Source organism: Streptomyces pseudovenezuelae (genome assembly GCF_001513955.1).
GTDB lineage: Bacteria > Actinomycetota > Actinomycetes > Streptomycetales > Streptomycetaceae > Streptomyces > Streptomyces pseudovenezuelae.
Genome location: NZ_KQ948148.1, coordinates 259,772 through 274,383, shown reverse-complemented (window position 1 = coordinate 274,383; position 14,612 = coordinate 259,772). Strand labels below are relative to the sequence as shown.

Below are 14,612 nucleotides of genomic sequence, written 5' to 3'. Positions count from 1 at the left end.
GGCCCCTCCGCGCACGGCATTTGGCGGGGATGACGGGTTGTAGGATGCCGCTTCACCACCGTCGCACCCGAGCGATCGAGGCCCATGGACGCCACCCGGCCCACGCCTTACAAGCCGTGCGGACCGCGAGAGCGGCCGCCTCACGCGACGCTGCCCTTCCGCCAGTTCCTGCTGAAGGTCCACAGCCGCTGCGATCTGGCCTGCACCTACTGCTACATGTACGAGGCCGCCGACCAGAGCTGGCGCGGGCGGCCCCGCCGTATGGAGTTGGAGACCGTGCGGCGCACCGCCCGGCTGATCGCCGAGCACGCCCGGCAGCACGCCCTGTCGACGGTCCATGTGGTGCTGCACGGCGGGGAGCCGCTCCTGGTCGGCGCCGAACATCTGGAGGCGACGCTGCGGGTGCTCACCGACGAGGTGGCCACGGTGGCCGAGCTGCGGCTGACCCTCCAGACCAACGCGGTGCGGCTGGCCGAGAACCCGGCGCTGCTGCCGGTGCTCGGCCGGTACGGAGTCCGGCTCGGCGTCAGCCTGGACGGGACTGCGGCCGCGCACGACCGCCACCGCCGGCGGCCGGACGGGCGCGGCAGCCATGCTGCGGTCGCGCGGTCGCTGCGGATGCTCACGGAGGGACCGTACCGGGAGCTCTTCGCGGGCCTCCTGTGCGTGGTGGACACGGCGGCCGAACCGCTCGCCACCTATGAGGCCCTGCTCGCCTTCGCACCGCCCCGCATCGACCTGCTGCTGCCGCACGCGACCTGGGACGCGCCGCCGCCGGGCCTGGCCGACCGCAGGACGCCCCCGACTGCACCGCCGGGACCTGCCGTGTCCGCCCGGGCCGTGCCGTACGGGGAATGGCTGCGGGTCGTCTTCGACCGCTGGTACGACGCTCCCCGGCGGGAGACCGGTGTACGGCTCTTCGAGGAGATCATGGCGCTGCTGCTGGGCGGCACCTCGCGCAGTGAGGCGGTCGGACTGACCCCGGTCGACCTGGTCGTCGTCGAGACGGACGGGGCCATCGAGCAGGCGGACTCGCTGAAGGTCTCCTATCCCGGGGCCCCGGTGACAGGTCTCGACGTGTTCCGGCACACCTTCGCCGACGCCGCCGCGCACTCCGCCTTCCAGATCCGGCAGCGCGGGTTCGCCGGACTCGGCCCCGTCTGCCGCGCATGCCCGCGCGCCCGGGTCTGCGGCGGCGGCCTGTATGCCCACCGCTACGCCCCCTCCGCCGGCCCCGCCTTCTCGGCTCCGTCGGTCTACTGCGCCGACCTGGCCCTGCTCGTGGACCACATCGCGGCCCGACTGCGCCACGACGTCACCGCACTGACCGCGCCCCGACGGGAACCGGTCCGGTGAGCGGCGGGCGGGAGCATGCGGCCACTGCCGGGCGGCACTTCGTGCCTCCGCATGTCTTCGGGGCACTGGCCTGTGCGCGGGGTGGACCGGAGGCCGTGGCGTTGTTGCGGTCCGGTCAGCTCAGCAAGCGAAAGCTGCTGGTCCGCGCCCTGCACCGGGCGGCGGAACGTCGGGGACCGGCCGCTGCAGGGCTCGGCGCCGTGTACCCCGGACTGCTGGATCTCGGCCGCCGGGACCCCGAGGCGTGGCGGGCCGTCATGCTCCACCCCTACCTGGACGAGGGACTGGCCCGCGCGGTCGCGGTGCTGGAGCGCGGCGAGGAGATCGAGCCGACCTGGCTCACCTGGTGGGAGGAACTCCTGGCCGGCGCGCCCGGTCCCGCCTGGCCGATCGTGCGGGCGGAGCGCGACGGCCAGGTCCTCCAGGTGCGGCTCGCCGACAGCGGTCCCTTCCGTGACGCCCACGGGCACACCCTCGACGGTCCCCTCACCGGGGAGCGCACCCGGCACTGGGAGAAGGCCCTGTCCGCCGCCTGGAAGGTGCTCGTGCAGCGGCACCCCTGGCACGTCCGTCCGATGGCGGCCTGTCTGACCACGCTCGTCCCGCTGCGCCCCGGCCCCGACGGCACCGCGGTCAGCTCGGCCGCCCGGCGGGCCTACGGCGCCGTCGCCGCCTCGCTCCAGGAGGACCCCGTCCTGCTGGCGCTGACCCTCGTGCACGAGTTCCTGCACGTCCAACTCGGCGCCCTGATGGATCTGTTGCCCCTGCACGCCCCACCCACCGGGGTGCGCTACCACGCCCCCTGGCGCCCGGACCCGCGGCCGGCCGGCGCGCTGTTGCAGGGTATGTACGCGCATCTCGGCGTGACCGACTTCTGGCGGGCCGAGCTCGCCGTCGGGGGACGGCGGGCCCGGCGCGAGTACAGCACCTGGCGCGGGCACACCGTCGACGCCGCCCGCACCCTCCTGGACAGCGGCGAACTGCTGCCCGCGGGCGTACGGTTCGTCACCGCGGCCGACGAGGCCGTACGCCGCCCGCCGGCGTCGCCGAGGCCCCCGCGGACCAGGAGCGCGCTCGCCGCCGACCTCAGCGGCCTCGGGCTGCGGACCGGGGACACTGTCCTGGTGCACGCCTCGCTGCGTGCGCTGGGTCCGGTGACCGGCGGCGTGGAGACGGTCGTCGACGCGCTGCGGGAGGTACTCGGTCCGGCCGGCACGCTGGTGGCGTACACCCAGACACCGGACAACTCCGATCCCTCCCGCTGGCACCTCACCCGCGGCTGCACCGTGCCGGAGGAGCACTGGGCCGGGCTGCGGGCCCGGATGCCCGCCTACGACCCGTCGAGCACCCCCTGCTTCGGCGTGGGGGTTCTTCCGGAGGCCGTGCGGACCCGGCCCGGCGCGTTGCGCAGCGCCCATCCGCAGAGCTCCTTCACGGCGTTGGGCCCCCGGGCCCGCCACATCACCGAGGACCACGCGCCGGACTGCCACCTGGGCGAGCGGTCACCGCTGGCCCGGCTGGAGCGCGTCGGCGCTCGCGTTCTGCTGCTGGGTGTGGGCTACGACGTGTGCACGGCCTTCCACCTTGCGGAGTACCGGGTGCCGGGGCGGCCGCGGGTGCCGTACGCGTGCGTGGTCGCCGACGAGCGGGACCGGCCGACCTGGTACCGCTACCTCGATGTCGCCCTCGACGCCTCGCCGTTCGCCGAGCTGGGGCGGTCCTTCGAGGCCACCGGCGCGGTGTCGAGGGGGAGCGTCGGTGACGCGGAGTGCCGGCTGCTCGACCTTGCTGCGGCCGTCGACCACGCCACCGAGTGGCTCGGCGCCCGCGCCTGACTCTCCGGGCGCGGGGCCGGGCGTCGTGGGACGGCTGTTCAGCAGCCGGTCGCCCAGATGTGGGAGTCGCCGCGGTCGTTGGCCACGCCGTTGTAGCCGGCCTCCTGACCGGGCGCGAGACAGATGGTCATCGGACCGGACTGGTGGGCGGAGGCGTACACCTTGACGTAGTCCTTGATGCCGGGGCCCGAGATGCCGTGGTTGGCCCAGGAGGAGTCCTGGTCGGCGATGTTGCCCTCCCACCAGCCGTCGTCACCGGTCCACTCGATCTTCTGGCCCTGGTAGTTGGCGTCCGTCCAGGCGCAGAAGTTCCCGCTGCCGCAGGCCGCCGCCTGGGCCGAGGCCGAGGTGGCGAGGACGACTCCGGTGGCGAGCAGTCCGGCGGACAGGACGGCGATGAAGCGCTTCACTGGTTTCCCTTCGGGTGGGTGGTGCCGCCGCCCTCCAGCAGGGCGGTCGCTGTGGTGAGGGCACGGGCGCGCAGCCGCCGCCACTCCGCGATCTCCGCGCGGTGCGCGGCACGGACCTCGGAGAGCGGGCGGCCGGTGCTCTCGGCCTCGGGCCTGAGGTTGTTGACGACGACCGAGGTGCGGAACCAGCGGTCCTGGTCGCCGTAGAGCCGCCGTTGCGCCGCCGCGAGGCAGCCGTCGGTGTGGGTGCGGACCACGTAGCCGGTGGGCAGCCGCAGCGACAGCTCCGCCCGGCCGGTGCCGAACAGGGCGTCGGACACGCGCTGTCGGCCCGAGTGCGGGGTGAGGCCCCGCCGGGTCAGACAGTCGTCGGTGAGCGCGCGGGTGGCCGCCTTGATCACGTCGTCGGCCGGGGGTGCCGGGTGGGTGGCCCCCGCCGTGCAGGCGGATCCGGTGAGCAGGGTGAGCACGGCCAGGGCCGTCGCCGTACGGGCACGCATGAGCGGGTCAGCCGGCCTGGCAGCCCATGGGGGTGTCGCTGACGCCGTCGAACCTCGTCGCCCAGCCCCAGTTGTCGGAGTAGTCGTCCGGCCGGATCGCCCGGTACACACAGGCGCCGCCGCCCTGGAAGCTGATCGCGTACACGGTCACCGGCGCGTGCGAGTCGAAGGAGTACGCGTGCCGCTTCACCCGCGGCGCCGCCTCCTTGTACCCCGGTGGCGCGTAGTCCCAGGCACCGCCGGGCCCCATCTGCCCCGGCTCGGCCCAGAAATGGACATGCCCCGGCGGTACGGCAGCGGCGGCGTGGGCGGGCGGCGCGGCGAGGGGAAGCAGGGCGGCGAGCAGCACGGACGTGATCAAGGCGGGGCGCATGCGCGCTGCATGCCCAGCCCTTTGTGGGCGTATGCGGGCATTCACCCGTTCAGTGGATCATCGTCGGCCGGTGCTCTAGGGTGCGTCGAAGGTGTTCAGGGGGAACCGGGGGAGGGACGCCGTGTCCGAACGGGACTGGATGGCAGCGCAGTTCGAGGAGCACCGGCCGCGGCTGAGGGCCGTCGCCCACCGCATGCTGGGCTCGCTCGCCGAGGCCGACGACGCCCTCCAGGACGCCTGGCTGCGCGTCGACCGCGCGGACACGTCCGGTGTGGAGAATCCGGGCGGGTGGCTGACCACGGTCGTCGCCCGGGTCTGTCTCAACCTGCTGCGGGCGCGCGAGACCCGCCGCGAGGAGGAACTGTCGGCCGACCGGGTCCCGGCCTCCGCGGCACGGGTCACGGACCCCGAGGAGGAGGCCCTCCTCGCCGACTCCGTGGGCCTGGCCCTGCTGATCGTCCTCGACACCCTCGCGCCCGCCGAGCGGCTCGCGTTCGTGCTGCACGACATGTTCCAGGTGCCGTTCGACGAGATCGCCCCGCTGATCGACAAGACCCCGGCGACCACCCGGCAGTTGGCCAGCCGGGCCCGCCGCCGGGTCAAGGGCGCCCCCGCGCCCACCGCGCCCGCCACGGACGCCTCGCGGCGGCACCGGGTGGTGCACGCCTACCTCGCCGCCACCCGTGGCGGCGACTTCGACGCCCTGCTCGCCCTGCTCCACCCGGACGTGGTCCTGCACGCCGACCGGGCCGTCGTACCGACCCCCGAGCCCGTCCTGGTCCGGGGCGCCCGCCCGGTGGCCGAGGGCGCGATGGCCTCCCTGGGCCGCGCCCGCTCCGCCGCTCTCGTCCTCGTCGACGGCGAGGTCGGTATGGCGATGCTGGCGCAGGGCCGGCTGCGGGTGCTGCTCCGCTTCGCCTTCGACGGCGACCTCATCCGGGAGATCGACGTGGTCGCGGAGCCGGAGCGGCTGCGGAAGGCGGAAGTGGCCCTGGTGGAGGGGTAGTTCCGGCGGTGGGGCGGGTGCGGCGGTCGGCGACCCCGACGGCGATCGCGGCCCAGCCCCGGAGCAGCCAGGGAGAAATGCCCCATTCGGGCATATTCTGAGACCGTGCATCTCTGCCTGTCGATCTGGAGAAGGTGAGTGCGATGCGCGTACTGCTCAAGGTGTCCATGGACACGGAGAAGGCGAACGACGCCATCAGCCACGGCACCCTGCCGAAGCTGATCGAGCAGTCGATGGAGCTGATCAAGCCCGAAGCCGCCTACTTCACCTCCGAGAACGGTCAGCGCACCGCCTACATGGTCTTCGACATGCAGGACAGCTCACTGATGCCGGTGATCAGTGAGCCGTTCTTCCAGAACCTGGGTGCGAAGATCACCTACACCCCGGTGATGAACTACGAGGACGTCCAGAAGGGGCTCTCCCAGCTGGGGCGCTGACCCTCAGCTGAAGATGATCATCGAACCCTGGGCGAGACTCCGGGTCGCCGCGGCGTGCAGGCCCAGCCAGACATGGCGTTCGCGGGCGAAGGGACTGGGGTCGTAGGGCGCGGGAACGGCCGGCTCTTCCAGCTCCGTGGGGGCGCGTGGCGGCTCGGGGGGCGCCGGTGGGTTGGCCGGGTCGATGCCGATCACCGGGGCCACGAACTCCAGCTCCCTCAGCAGGGCCTGCGAGGAGCCCAACGGGCCGCCGCCCGCGAGGAGTTCGTCGTTGGCGAGGGGATGCGGGAAGTCGACGGGGACGTACGCGCCCGCGTGGTCGTAGTGCCAGACCAGATGGGACTGCTGGGCCGTCGCCTCGAACATCTCGAGCAACTGCTCGTAGTCACCGCCCAGTTCGTCCACGGGGGTGACCGCGAGCCCGCACACCTGGAGCAGATAGGCGCGGCGCAGGAAGTGCAGGGCGTCGTAGTCGAAACCGGCCACCGGGGCGACCTCGCCGGACAGTCCCGGCATGTACTGGTACACCGGCACCGGCGGCAACCCGGCCTCGGCGAGCACCTTGTTGTATTGCGCGAGTTCCTCGGCGAACGGGTTGTCCGGGGTGTGGCACAACACGTCGACAAGCGGCACCAGCCACAGGTCACAGGCCAAAAGACAGCTCCTCGGATACTCGCGGTGCGCGGATATCGTCACACGGTGGTCAGGGAAGGGTAGTCGCTGCGGCCCCGGGCCGGGGCCCCTTGTGCGGGTCGTGGTGGTCCCTTACCCGTGCCGGGGGCGGTCAGTCGGCGGTGAGGCCCTCGATGAGGGTCAGATAGTGGCCGTTGTAGGCGGTGAGGAGCTCACGGGCGGTCGCGGTGTCCTGCCGGTACAGGGCGTCGGCGACCTCGGGGTGCGCGGACCACAGGCTGCCGCGCAGATCGGTGACCCGGCGCAGGTGCTGGACCGTGCACACCCAGGTCTCCACGCGCAGCCGGTGCAGGAAGTCGGCGAGATAGGGGTTGCCGAACAGGACGCTCAGTTCGCGCCAGAAGCGCAGGTCGTAGCCGATCAGCACGGTCAGGTCACCCGCGGCGGCGGCCCGCTGGGCCTCCTCGCCGCGCCGCCGGACGCCCGCCACGGCCGCGGCGGTACGGGGTTCCTCCAGCTCCTGGAGGATGCGGTGGCCGGCGTCGAGCGCCTGGAACATGCCGTCCGTGACCAGGCTGCGGGCCTCGATCATGCCGCGGAAGTCGTCGAGGGAGTACTCGTGCACATGGAAGCCGCGGTGCTGGTCGGCCTCGAGGAGTCCCTGCGCGGACAGGTCCACGAGGGCTTCGCGGACCGGGGTCGCGGAGACGCCGTACTGCTCGGCGATCTCCTTGACGGTGAACTCCTGCCCCGGCTGGAGCCGCCCGGCCAGTACCTCGTCGCGCAGCGCGTCCGCGATCTGCTGCCGCAGCGTACTGCGGGTGACGGCACCGTTGCCGCTGCTGCCGGGCATCGTCGGGGCGCCTCCCTCGCGCAGGTGCAGATGGCGTGCTCGTACATATGTCTACGAGCACGCCACCTTACGCGTTCGAAGGTCCCGGAGATTTACTCCGTGTACTCGTCCGCCACGCCGAGCGCGGAGTCCAGCGCCGCGAGGCCCTCCTTGAGTTCGGCCTCGCCGACGTTGCACGGCGGCACGACATGCGTCCGGTTCATGTTGACGAACGGCCACAGGCCCTGCTTCTTCGCCGCGCCCGCGAACGCGGCCATCGGGGCGTTCGCCTCACCGGTCGCGTTGTAGGGCACGAGCGGCTCGCGGGTCTCCTTGTTCTTCACGAGCTCCAGGGCCCAGAACATGCCCACGCCCCGCACCTCGCCGACGCTCGGGTGCCGCTCGGCGAGCTCCCGCAGGGCGGGCTCCAGGACGGCCGTACCGAGGTGCTTGGCGTGGTCGACGACGCCCTCCTCCGCCATGACCTCGATGGTCGCGACGGCGGCGGCGCAGGCCAGCGGGTGCCCGGAGTAGGTGAGCCCGCCGGGGTAGGGCCGCTTGCCGAAGGTGTCGGCGATCCTCTGCGAGATGGCGACACCGCCGAGCGGCACGTATCCGCTGTTGACACCCTTGGCGAAGGTCATGAGGTCGGGCGTGACGTCGAAGAGGTCGGCGGCGAACCACTCACCGGTGCGCCCGAACCCGGCCATGACCTCGTCCAGGACGAAGACGATCCCGTACTTGTCGCAGATCTCGCGGACACCGGCGAGGTAGCCGGGCGGCGGGACCATGATCCCCGCGGTACCGGGGATGGTCTCCAGGACGATCGCGGCGACGGTGGCGGGGCCCTCGAAGGCGATGGTCGTCTCCAGGTGCTCCAGCGCCCGCGCGGTCTCCTGCTCCTCGGTCTCGGCGTAGAAGCGGGACCGGTACAGGAAGGGCGCCCAGAAGTGCACGACCCCGGCGGAGGCGCTGTCGGAGGCCCAGCGCCGCGGGTCCCCGGTGAGGTTGACGGCCTGCTGGGTGCCACCGTGGTACGAGCGGTAGGCGGACAGCACCTTGGCCCGCCCGGTGTGCAGCCGGGCCATGCGCACGGCGTGCTCCACCGCGTCCGCGCCCGCGTTGGTGAAGAAGATCTTGTCCAGGTCCCCGGGCGTCCGCTCGGCGATCAGCCGGGCCGCCTCCGACCGTGCCTCGACGGCGAAGGCGGGCGCGAAGGTCGTCATCTTCGCCGCCTGCTCCTGGATCGCGGCGACGACCTTCGGGTGCTGGTACCCGATGTTGGTGTAGACGAGCCCGCTGGTGAAGTCGAGATAGCGGTTCCCGTCGTAGTCCCAGAAGTACGACCCCTCCGCACCGGCGACGGCAAGCGGGTCGATGAGCTCCTGCGCGGACCAGGAGTGGAACACATGAGCACGGTCCGCGGCCTTCACGGCGGCGCCGACCTCGGGGTGTGGCTGAGGGGTCATACGAGTGAGCGTAAATGTCCGCGATGCGGAAGCGGTATCGGCGTCCTGTCTGTGGACGCGGGCTTTACGCGACAGGTTGTCCAGCCCCCAACGATTGACAGTCTGCTGTCGAAATGACAGCATGTTGTCATGACTCAGCGACCTGTGCACCACGCCGTGTACGACACCTACGCCGACTGGGAGACCGGACACGCCACGGCCTACCTCGCCCGTGCCGGGTACGAGATCCGCACGGTCGGCCCCGGCCGCGAGCCGGTGACCTCGATCGGGGGCCTGCGGGTGCAGCCCGCGTGCGCCCTGGACGACGTACGGCCCTCCGAGAGCTCCCTGCTGATCCTCCCGGGCGCCGATCTCTGGGACACCTCCGGCGATCTCGCCCCCTTCGCCCGCAAGGCGCGGGAGTTCCTCGACGCCGGGGTTCCCGTGGCCGCGATCTGCGGGGCCACCGCGGGCCTCGCGCGCGAGGGGCTGCTGGACGACCGGCGGCACACCGGTGCCGTGTCCTTCTATCTGGCGGCCACGGGGTACGGCGGCGGCGAGCGGTACGTCGACGCGGACGCCGTGACCGACGGCGGGCTGATCACCGCCGGACCCACCGAGCCCGTCGCCTTCGCCCGGGAGATCTTCCGGCTGCTCGGGGTGTACGAGGGCGAGGTCCTTGACGCCTGGTACCGGCTGTTCCACGACTCCGACCCCGAGGCGTACGCCGTGCTGGAGAAGGCAGCCGCACGGTGAGCCGGGAGCGGCAGCAGCTGCTCAGCCGTGGCGCGCTCGGGGTGTTCCGCCTCAACGGCCAGTTCCTCGCGGTGGCGGATGAGCTGGCCGAGCCGGCCGGGCTCACCGCCGCCTGGTGGCAGGTGCTCGGCGCGGTGCTCCCCGAGCCGCTTCCGGTCGCCGGGATCGCCCGGGAGATGGGCATCACCCGGCAGAGCGTGCAGCGGATCGCCGACCTGCTGGTGGAGCGGGGGCTGGCCGCGTACCGGCCCAACCCCGCCCACCGGCGCGCCAAGCTCCTCGCGCCGACCGAGGAGGGACGGGCCGCCGTGCGGCGGATCGACCCGGGGCACGCGGCGCTCGCCGACCGGCTCGCGGAGGCCTTCGGGGAGGCCGAACTCGCCGAAGCCGTCGGGGTGCTGGAGCGGCTGTCCAAGGTGCTCGACCAGATCTCGACGGACGGCGCACGGACGTAGACACTGGTCTTCTGTCGCGCAGGTGTGCGGGCGCGCGGTCTCGGGGGAGGGCCTGCGATGGAGGAACACGGCTGTGCCGGCGCGGCGGACGGCGAAGGGCGCGGCCACGCCCGGGAGCGTCCCGCGCCCGGCACCTGTCCGACGCCGTACCCGCCCGAGCCGGGCCCCCGGCCGGAGGACCGCAGCCGTGCCGTCACGCTGGCGCTCCTCGCGATCGCGCTCGTGGTGGCCTTGGGCGCCGGCGGCTCGGTGTACGCCGTCCTGGACGACGAGAGCCCCGGCGCGGCGCCGACGGCCCCTTCGGCCTCGCCCTGAAAACCCCTCCCGCGTACGGCGGCTGAACGCCGGGTGCCCCTGGACGGCGAGGCGGCTTCCTTACCGCGGGTCGAGTACGCCTACACCTACCGCTCCCCGGCCCCCGGGTCCCTCGCCGCCGGCTTCCTCGCCCTACCTCGACGAGGGCACCAGCCAGGACGTGATCCGGGAGCAGGGGCATCTGCCGTGCACCCGGGCGGCGGGCCGGTGCGGCTGACGCCGGAGCCGGCTCACCGGGCCTCCGGCGGCCGCTGCCGGGGCATGTTCGGGCGGGCCGGCGGGCCCGGGGGCAGCGGGAAGCGTCCCTGGGCGCCGCCGGAGTCCTGGCGTCCCCCGGACGTCACCGCGCCCTGGATGCCCATCGGCGCGGAACCGTTGCGGAACTCCACGATCCAGTCGGCCGTCTCCACCCGGATCAGCTCCGTGACGTCCTCCGAGAAGCGGCGCAGGACGCCCAGGCAGCGTTCGGTGGCCTCGGCGGCCGTGCCCTCCGTGGGACCGAGCACCTCACGGACGCTCTCCGAGGCCCAGTCGAACTGGAGGGCCTGCAGGCGGCGCTGCACGGCCTGCGCGGTGGCCACGTCCCTTATCCACCCGGAGGTCACACCGAAGAAGCGGTCGACGGCCACGCAGGCCACCGCGAGGAGCAGGGCGAGATAGCCCCAGGGCGCGAGCCCGGCCCCCACCACTCCGGTCAGCCCCAGCAACGGCAGCACCGCCCCGGTCACCGCACCCACCGCGGCCCCGCCCCGCAGGGCCCGCGCACAGCGCCGCTTCCCCACCCGGTCCGCGAGATACCAGGACGCCGTCTGCAGCGCCCCGTGCTCCACCCACCGGTACAGCTCGTCCAGCCGTACGGCGGGCTCGCCCCAGTCCCCGAGCGGAAACGTCCGCCCGGCCAGATCGGCCCGTCCGTCCTGAGGCGGGCCCTCGGGCTGCATCTCCGGCTGACCCACCCGGCGCTCCCTACTGATCGGTCACCCTGCGTGACGCCTGATGCTGATGTGCGGGGATCCTTCCTACCGCCCAATGGGTGGCGAAGGGGGTGCTTTGGTCGCTTTTCCGCTCGGAAGAGGGCCTTGATCAGGTATAGGACTCCAGGCCGACTCACTCGAAAGAGTGCTGGGGCGACGCCCGTCCCGACCACGTAGGCTCGTGCCAGAGAGGAAAAACCTCGCCCGCACAGCCGTACCGACACAGGAGCTGATCGTGATCCCCGGTGGTGGCCAGCCCAACATGCAGCAGCTGCTTCAGCAGGCCCAGAAGATGCAGCAGGACCTGGCGAGCGCGCAGGAGGAACTCGCCGGGACCGAGGTCGACGGCCAGGCGGGCGGCGGTCTGGTGAAGGCCACCGTCACCGGGGCCGGTGAACTGCGCGCGCTGAAGATCGACCCGAAGGCGGTGGACCCGGAGGACACCGAGACCCTCGCCGACCTGATCGTGGCGGCCGTACAGGCGGCCAACGAGAACGCCCAGACCCTCCAGCAGCAGAAGCTCGGCCCGCTCGCGCAGGGCCTCGGCGGCGGCAGCGGCATCCCCGGGCTGCCCTTCTAGGAGGGCCCCGTCTTTCTAAGTCGGGTGTCGGCCAACTAGCGTACGTATCGCAAGGAATCCCAGGAAGGACGGCAGTCCGTTGTACGAAGGCGTGGTCCAGGACCTGATCGACGAACTGGGGCGGCTGCCCGGCGTCGGTCCCAAGAGCGCCCAGCGGATCGCCTTCCACATCCTGCAGGCGGAGCCGACGGACGTACGGCGTCTCGCGCAGTGCCTGATGGAGGTCAAGGCGAAGGTCCGCTTCTGCGCGACCTGCGGCAACGTGGCGCAGGAAGAGCTGTGCAACATCTGCCGCGACCCCCGCCGCGACCTCTCCGTCATCTGCGTGGTGGAGGAGCCGAAGGACGTCGTCGCGATCGAGCGCACCCGTGAGTTCCGCGGCAAGTACCACGTGCTCGGCGGTGCCATCAGCCCCATCGAGGGTGTCGGTCCGGACGACCTGCGGATAAGGGAACTTCTCGCGCGGTTGGCCGACGGGACGGTCACGGAGCTGATCCTGGCCACCGACCCGAACCTGGAGGGCGAGGCCACGGCGACGTACCTCGCCCGCATGATCAAGCCCATGGGCCTCAAGGTCACCCGCCTGGCCAGCGGCCTCCCGGTGGGTGGCGACCTGGAATACGCGGACGAGGTGACCCTCGGCCGCGCCTTCGAGGGGAGACGACTCCTAGATGTCTGACGCCGCACTGCACGAGACTGCCCAGGACCCCGACGACTTCGCGGTCCAGATCGCCGACCAGGTCGAGAGCTTCCTGGTGGCCGTCATGGAGGTGGCGAAGGGCGACGAACCCGATTCGGCCGTCCCCTACCTGCTCCTGGAGGTCTCCCAGCTCCTGCTGGCCGGCGGCCGCCTGGGCGCCCACGAGGACATCGTCCCCGACGAGCGCTACGAGCCCGACACGGGCCCGGACGCCGACGTGGACGAACTCCGCGAGAACCTCGCCCGGCTGCTGGACCCGATCGACGTCTACTCCGAGGTCTTCGACCCCTACGAGCCCCGCAAGGCGCCGGTCCCGGCCCGGATCTCCGACGACCTGACCGACGTCATCACCGACCTGCGCCACGGCATGGCCCACTACCGCGCGGGCCGTACCTCCGAGGCCCTGTGGTGGTGGCAGTTCTCGTACTTCTCCAACTGGGGCTCCACGGCGTCCGCGACCCTGCGCGCCCTGCAGTCGATCGTGGCGCACGTACGCCTGAACCAGCCGCTGGCGGAACTGGACGGCCTCGACACCGACCAGGCGATGGGCGACGAGACGCTGGAGATCGAGGCGGGCCGGGTGATGGTGGAGGAGATCGCCGGTCCGCTGGGGCTGCACCAGCCCAAGTAGCGCTGGTGTGACGGGCGTCATACGAGGTGGCGTCCGAAACGGCGTAATGCGCGGGTGCCCGGGGTGGTCTCACTGCACAACGGCCACACCCGGCCCGTGCCCCCGCCCACTTGGAGCTCCTCGTGCACGTCACCCTCCAGCAGCCGACAGGCGCTCGCCTGATCACGGCCACGGACCGGGAGCTCGCGATCCCCGCGACCCTGCGCTTCAGCTCCGCCGACCCCGCGGCCGTGCACGTCGACTTCCCGCCGCACGTCACGGTCGACGGAGAGGTCACGACGTGGACCTTCGCCCGGGTCCTGCTGGGCGAGGGACTGCGGGCGCCGGCCGGTGTCGGCAACGTCCGGGTCCGGCCGGCCGGTTCGGCCCACACCTACGTCGAGTTCCGTGCCGCGCAGGGCGTCGCCGTGCTCAGATTCGCCACCGCGGACCTGACCCGCTTCCTGGCCCGCACGTACACGGTCGTCGCCGCGGGCGAGGAGACCGTGGGAGCGGAGCTGGACCACGGCCTGGTGGCGCTGTACGGGGGGCGCGTGTGAGGCGCCTCGGCGGTCGGGGGCCCGGTGGGCCGGGCCGGGGGGTCACAGGGCCCACAGCCCCTTTCCCACGGCCGTGATCCCGCCCGCCAGGGCCAGCAGCAGGACGATCAGGCGGGCCCGCCTCTCCGGTGTCCTGGACGCCAGCCACCTGCCGGTCAGTCCGCCCGCCCCCATCGCCGCGATCACCAGCACCCACTGCGGGCCCCGCAGCCCCGGCACCCCGTTCGACGCCACCGAGAACGCGTTCACGATCACGCCGTAGAACATTGCGTTCGGGACGAACTCCCGTACCGTCCAGCCCGCGTTGACGGCGTAGAGCGAGAACGGCGGGCCGCCCACCCCCGCCGCGGAGTTCATGAACCCGCCCGCCGCGCCCGCGAACACGGCACCCCGGGTGTCGCGCAGGGCGGCCACCCGGGCGCCGCGCAGGACGAGCAGCACCGCCACCGTCACCAGGCCGCCCATCACCAACAGGAGCCAGGGCTGGGGGAGTCGACGGGTGACCCAGGTGCCCGCCGGGACCGTGCAGGCCGCCGCCGCGCACAAGGGCACCATCGCGCGCGGCCGCACCAGCCGCCATCCGCCGGCCAGCCCCACCAGACAGATCACCCCGGCCGCGCAGTTGGCCAGCACGACGCCCTGTGCCGGGCCGAGCAGCAGGATCAGCGCGGGCACGGCGACCAGGGCGAAGCCCATTCCCGTGAGCCACTGCACGCAGGAGCCGAGCAGCACGATTCCCGCCAGGAGCACATCCGCCGTCACGGTCATGGTTCCTCACGGTAGGTGAACCAGCGCGCACCCGGCGTCAATTGCACGAGCCCTGTCTCCGCCC

The 14,612-nt window shown here is 72.6% G+C and carries 19 protein-coding genes; 11 read left to right on the top strand and 8 right to left on the bottom strand.

What is annotated here, in order from left to right; all coding sequences use genetic code 11:
- Window positions 1-84 precede the first annotated feature (84 nt).
- Window positions 85-1,356 carry an FxsB family cyclophane-forming radical SAM/SPASM peptide maturase gene (locus AQI94_RS21665; protein ID WP_051832022.1) on the top strand — a complete coding sequence of 424 codons (1,272 nt, stop codon included), beginning with the start codon at window positions 85-87 and terminating at the stop codon, window positions 1,354-1,356.
- 95 nt (window positions 1,357-1,451) lie between these two features.
- Window positions 1,452-3,191, top strand: coding sequence for an AAC(3) family N-acetyltransferase (locus AQI94_RS46585; RefSeq protein ID WP_158806213.1), 1,740 nt, complete (start codon window positions 1,452-1,454; stop codon window positions 3,189-3,191).
- 38 nt (window positions 3,192-3,229) lie between these two features.
- Here AQI94_RS46585 and AQI94_RS21655 read toward each other — a convergent pair whose 3' ends face one another.
- From AQI94_RS21655 to AQI94_RS21645, 3 genes are read right to left on the bottom strand one after another with little or no spacing between them, the layout of a single operon-like run.
- Window positions 3,230-3,601 (bottom strand): peptidase inhibitor family I36 protein, encoded by a 372-nt coding sequence (locus tag AQI94_RS21655; RefSeq protein ID WP_031041704.1) that lies wholly within the window; start codon window positions 3,599-3,601, stop codon window positions 3,230-3,232.
- Window positions 3,598-4,101 carry a hypothetical protein gene (locus AQI94_RS21650; protein ID WP_031041707.1) on the bottom strand — a complete coding sequence of 168 codons (504 nt, stop codon included), beginning with the start codon at window positions 4,099-4,101 and terminating at the stop codon, window positions 3,598-3,600. The genes AQI94_RS21655 and AQI94_RS21650 overlap by 4 nt, the downstream gene beginning before the upstream one ends.
- A 7-nt stretch (window positions 4,102-4,108) precedes the next feature.
- Complete coding sequence (locus AQI94_RS21645; RefSeq protein ID WP_031041710.1) at window positions 4,109-4,474, bottom strand: hypothetical protein; 366 nt, start codon at window positions 4,472-4,474, stop codon at window positions 4,109-4,111.
- 121 nt (window positions 4,475-4,595) lie between these two features.
- Between AQI94_RS21645 and AQI94_RS21640 the strand changes: the two genes are divergently transcribed.
- Window positions 4,596-5,480: a sigma-70 family RNA polymerase sigma factor gene (locus AQI94_RS21640; protein ID WP_107064226.1), complete on the top strand. Its 885-nt coding sequence runs from the start codon at window positions 4,596-4,598 to the stop codon at window positions 5,478-5,480.
- Window positions 5,481-5,623: 143 nt separating this feature from the next.
- A complete protein-coding gene (locus AQI94_RS21635) occupies window positions 5,624-5,917 on the top strand; it encodes a hypothetical protein (protein WP_031041717.1) in 294 nt (97 codons plus the stop codon).
- A 3-nt stretch (window positions 5,918-5,920) separates the two neighbouring features.
- Here the strand turns inward: AQI94_RS21635 and AQI94_RS21630 are convergent, their stop codons facing one another.
- From AQI94_RS21630 to AQI94_RS21620, 3 genes are all read right to left on the bottom strand, one after another.
- Window positions 5,921-6,571, bottom strand: coding sequence for a hypothetical protein (locus AQI94_RS21630; protein ID WP_031041719.1), 651 nt, complete (start codon window positions 6,569-6,571; stop codon window positions 5,921-5,923).
- Window positions 6,572-6,701: 130 nt separating this feature from the next.
- Window positions 6,702-7,403 (bottom strand): GntR family transcriptional regulator, encoded by a 702-nt coding sequence (locus AQI94_RS21625; RefSeq protein WP_031041721.1) that lies wholly within the window; start codon window positions 7,401-7,403, stop codon window positions 6,702-6,704.
- 92 nt (window positions 7,404-7,495) lie between these two features.
- Window positions 7,496-8,851: an aspartate aminotransferase family protein gene (locus AQI94_RS21620; protein ID WP_031041722.1), complete on the bottom strand. Its 1,356-nt coding sequence runs from the start codon at window positions 8,849-8,851 to the stop codon at window positions 7,496-7,498.
- Between the two features lie 129 nt (window positions 8,852-8,980).
- On the opposite strand from AQI94_RS21620, the gene AQI94_RS21615 reads away from it, so the two are divergent.
- Genes AQI94_RS21615 through AQI94_RS21605 form a run of 3 tightly spaced genes read left to right on the top strand, consistent with a single transcriptional unit; the run spans window position 8,981 to window position 10,356 of the window.
- Window positions 8,981-9,586 (top strand): type 1 glutamine amidotransferase family protein, encoded by a 606-nt coding sequence (locus AQI94_RS21615; RefSeq protein ID WP_031041723.1) that lies wholly within the window; start codon window positions 8,981-8,983, stop codon window positions 9,584-9,586.
- A complete protein-coding gene (locus tag AQI94_RS21610) occupies window positions 9,583-10,041 on the top strand; it encodes a MarR family winged helix-turn-helix transcriptional regulator (RefSeq protein ID WP_031041724.1) in 459 nt (152 codons plus the stop codon). Before AQI94_RS21615 ends, AQI94_RS21610 begins: the two co-directional genes overlap by 4 nt.
- Window positions 10,042-10,098: 57 nt before the next feature.
- Entirely contained in the window at window positions 10,099-10,356 is a 258-nt protein-coding gene (locus AQI94_RS21605) for a hypothetical protein (RefSeq protein ID WP_062229884.1), read from the top strand.
- A gap of 230 nt (window positions 10,357-10,586) precedes the next feature.
- Here the strand turns inward: AQI94_RS21605 and AQI94_RS21600 are convergent, their stop codons facing one another.
- Window positions 10,587-11,312 (bottom strand): SLATT domain-containing protein, encoded by a 726-nt coding sequence (locus AQI94_RS21600; protein WP_031058751.1) that lies wholly within the window; start codon window positions 11,310-11,312, stop codon window positions 10,587-10,589.
- Between the two features lie 253 nt (window positions 11,313-11,565).
- On the opposite strand from AQI94_RS21600, the gene AQI94_RS21595 reads away from it, so the two are divergent.
- From AQI94_RS21595 to AQI94_RS21580, 4 genes are all read left to right on the top strand, one after another.
- A complete protein-coding gene (locus AQI94_RS21595; protein WP_078902955.1) occupies window positions 11,566-11,910 on the top strand; it encodes a YbaB/EbfC family nucleoid-associated protein in 345 nt (114 codons plus the stop codon).
- A 79-nt stretch (window positions 11,911-11,989) separates the two neighbouring features.
- Window positions 11,990-12,589 carry a recombination mediator RecR gene (recR, locus tag AQI94_RS21590; protein ID WP_007383602.1) on the top strand — a complete coding sequence of 200 codons (600 nt, stop codon included), beginning with the start codon at window positions 11,990-11,992 and terminating at the stop codon, window positions 12,587-12,589.
- The gene (locus AQI94_RS21585) at window positions 12,582-13,241 is read left to right on the top strand and encodes a DUF5063 domain-containing protein (protein ID WP_031058747.1); all 660 of its coding nucleotides are present in this window, start codon (window positions 12,582-12,584) and stop codon (window positions 13,239-13,241) included. The genes recR and AQI94_RS21585 overlap by 8 nt, the downstream gene beginning before the upstream one ends.
- 122 nt (window positions 13,242-13,363) lie before the next feature.
- Window positions 13,364-13,780, top strand: a complete 417-nt coding sequence (locus AQI94_RS21580) for an SsgA family sporulation/cell division regulator (protein ID WP_031058744.1) — start codon at window positions 13,364-13,366, stop codon at window positions 13,778-13,780.
- Window positions 13,781-13,822: 42 nt separating this feature from the next.
- On the opposite strand, the gene AQI94_RS21575 is transcribed toward AQI94_RS21580, so the two are convergent.
- On the bottom strand, window positions 13,823-14,548 hold the full coding sequence (locus AQI94_RS21575; protein ID WP_031058741.1) for a sulfite exporter TauE/SafE family protein: 726 nt from the start codon (window positions 14,546-14,548) through the stop codon (window positions 13,823-13,825).
- Window positions 14,549-14,612: the final 64 nt, after the last annotated feature.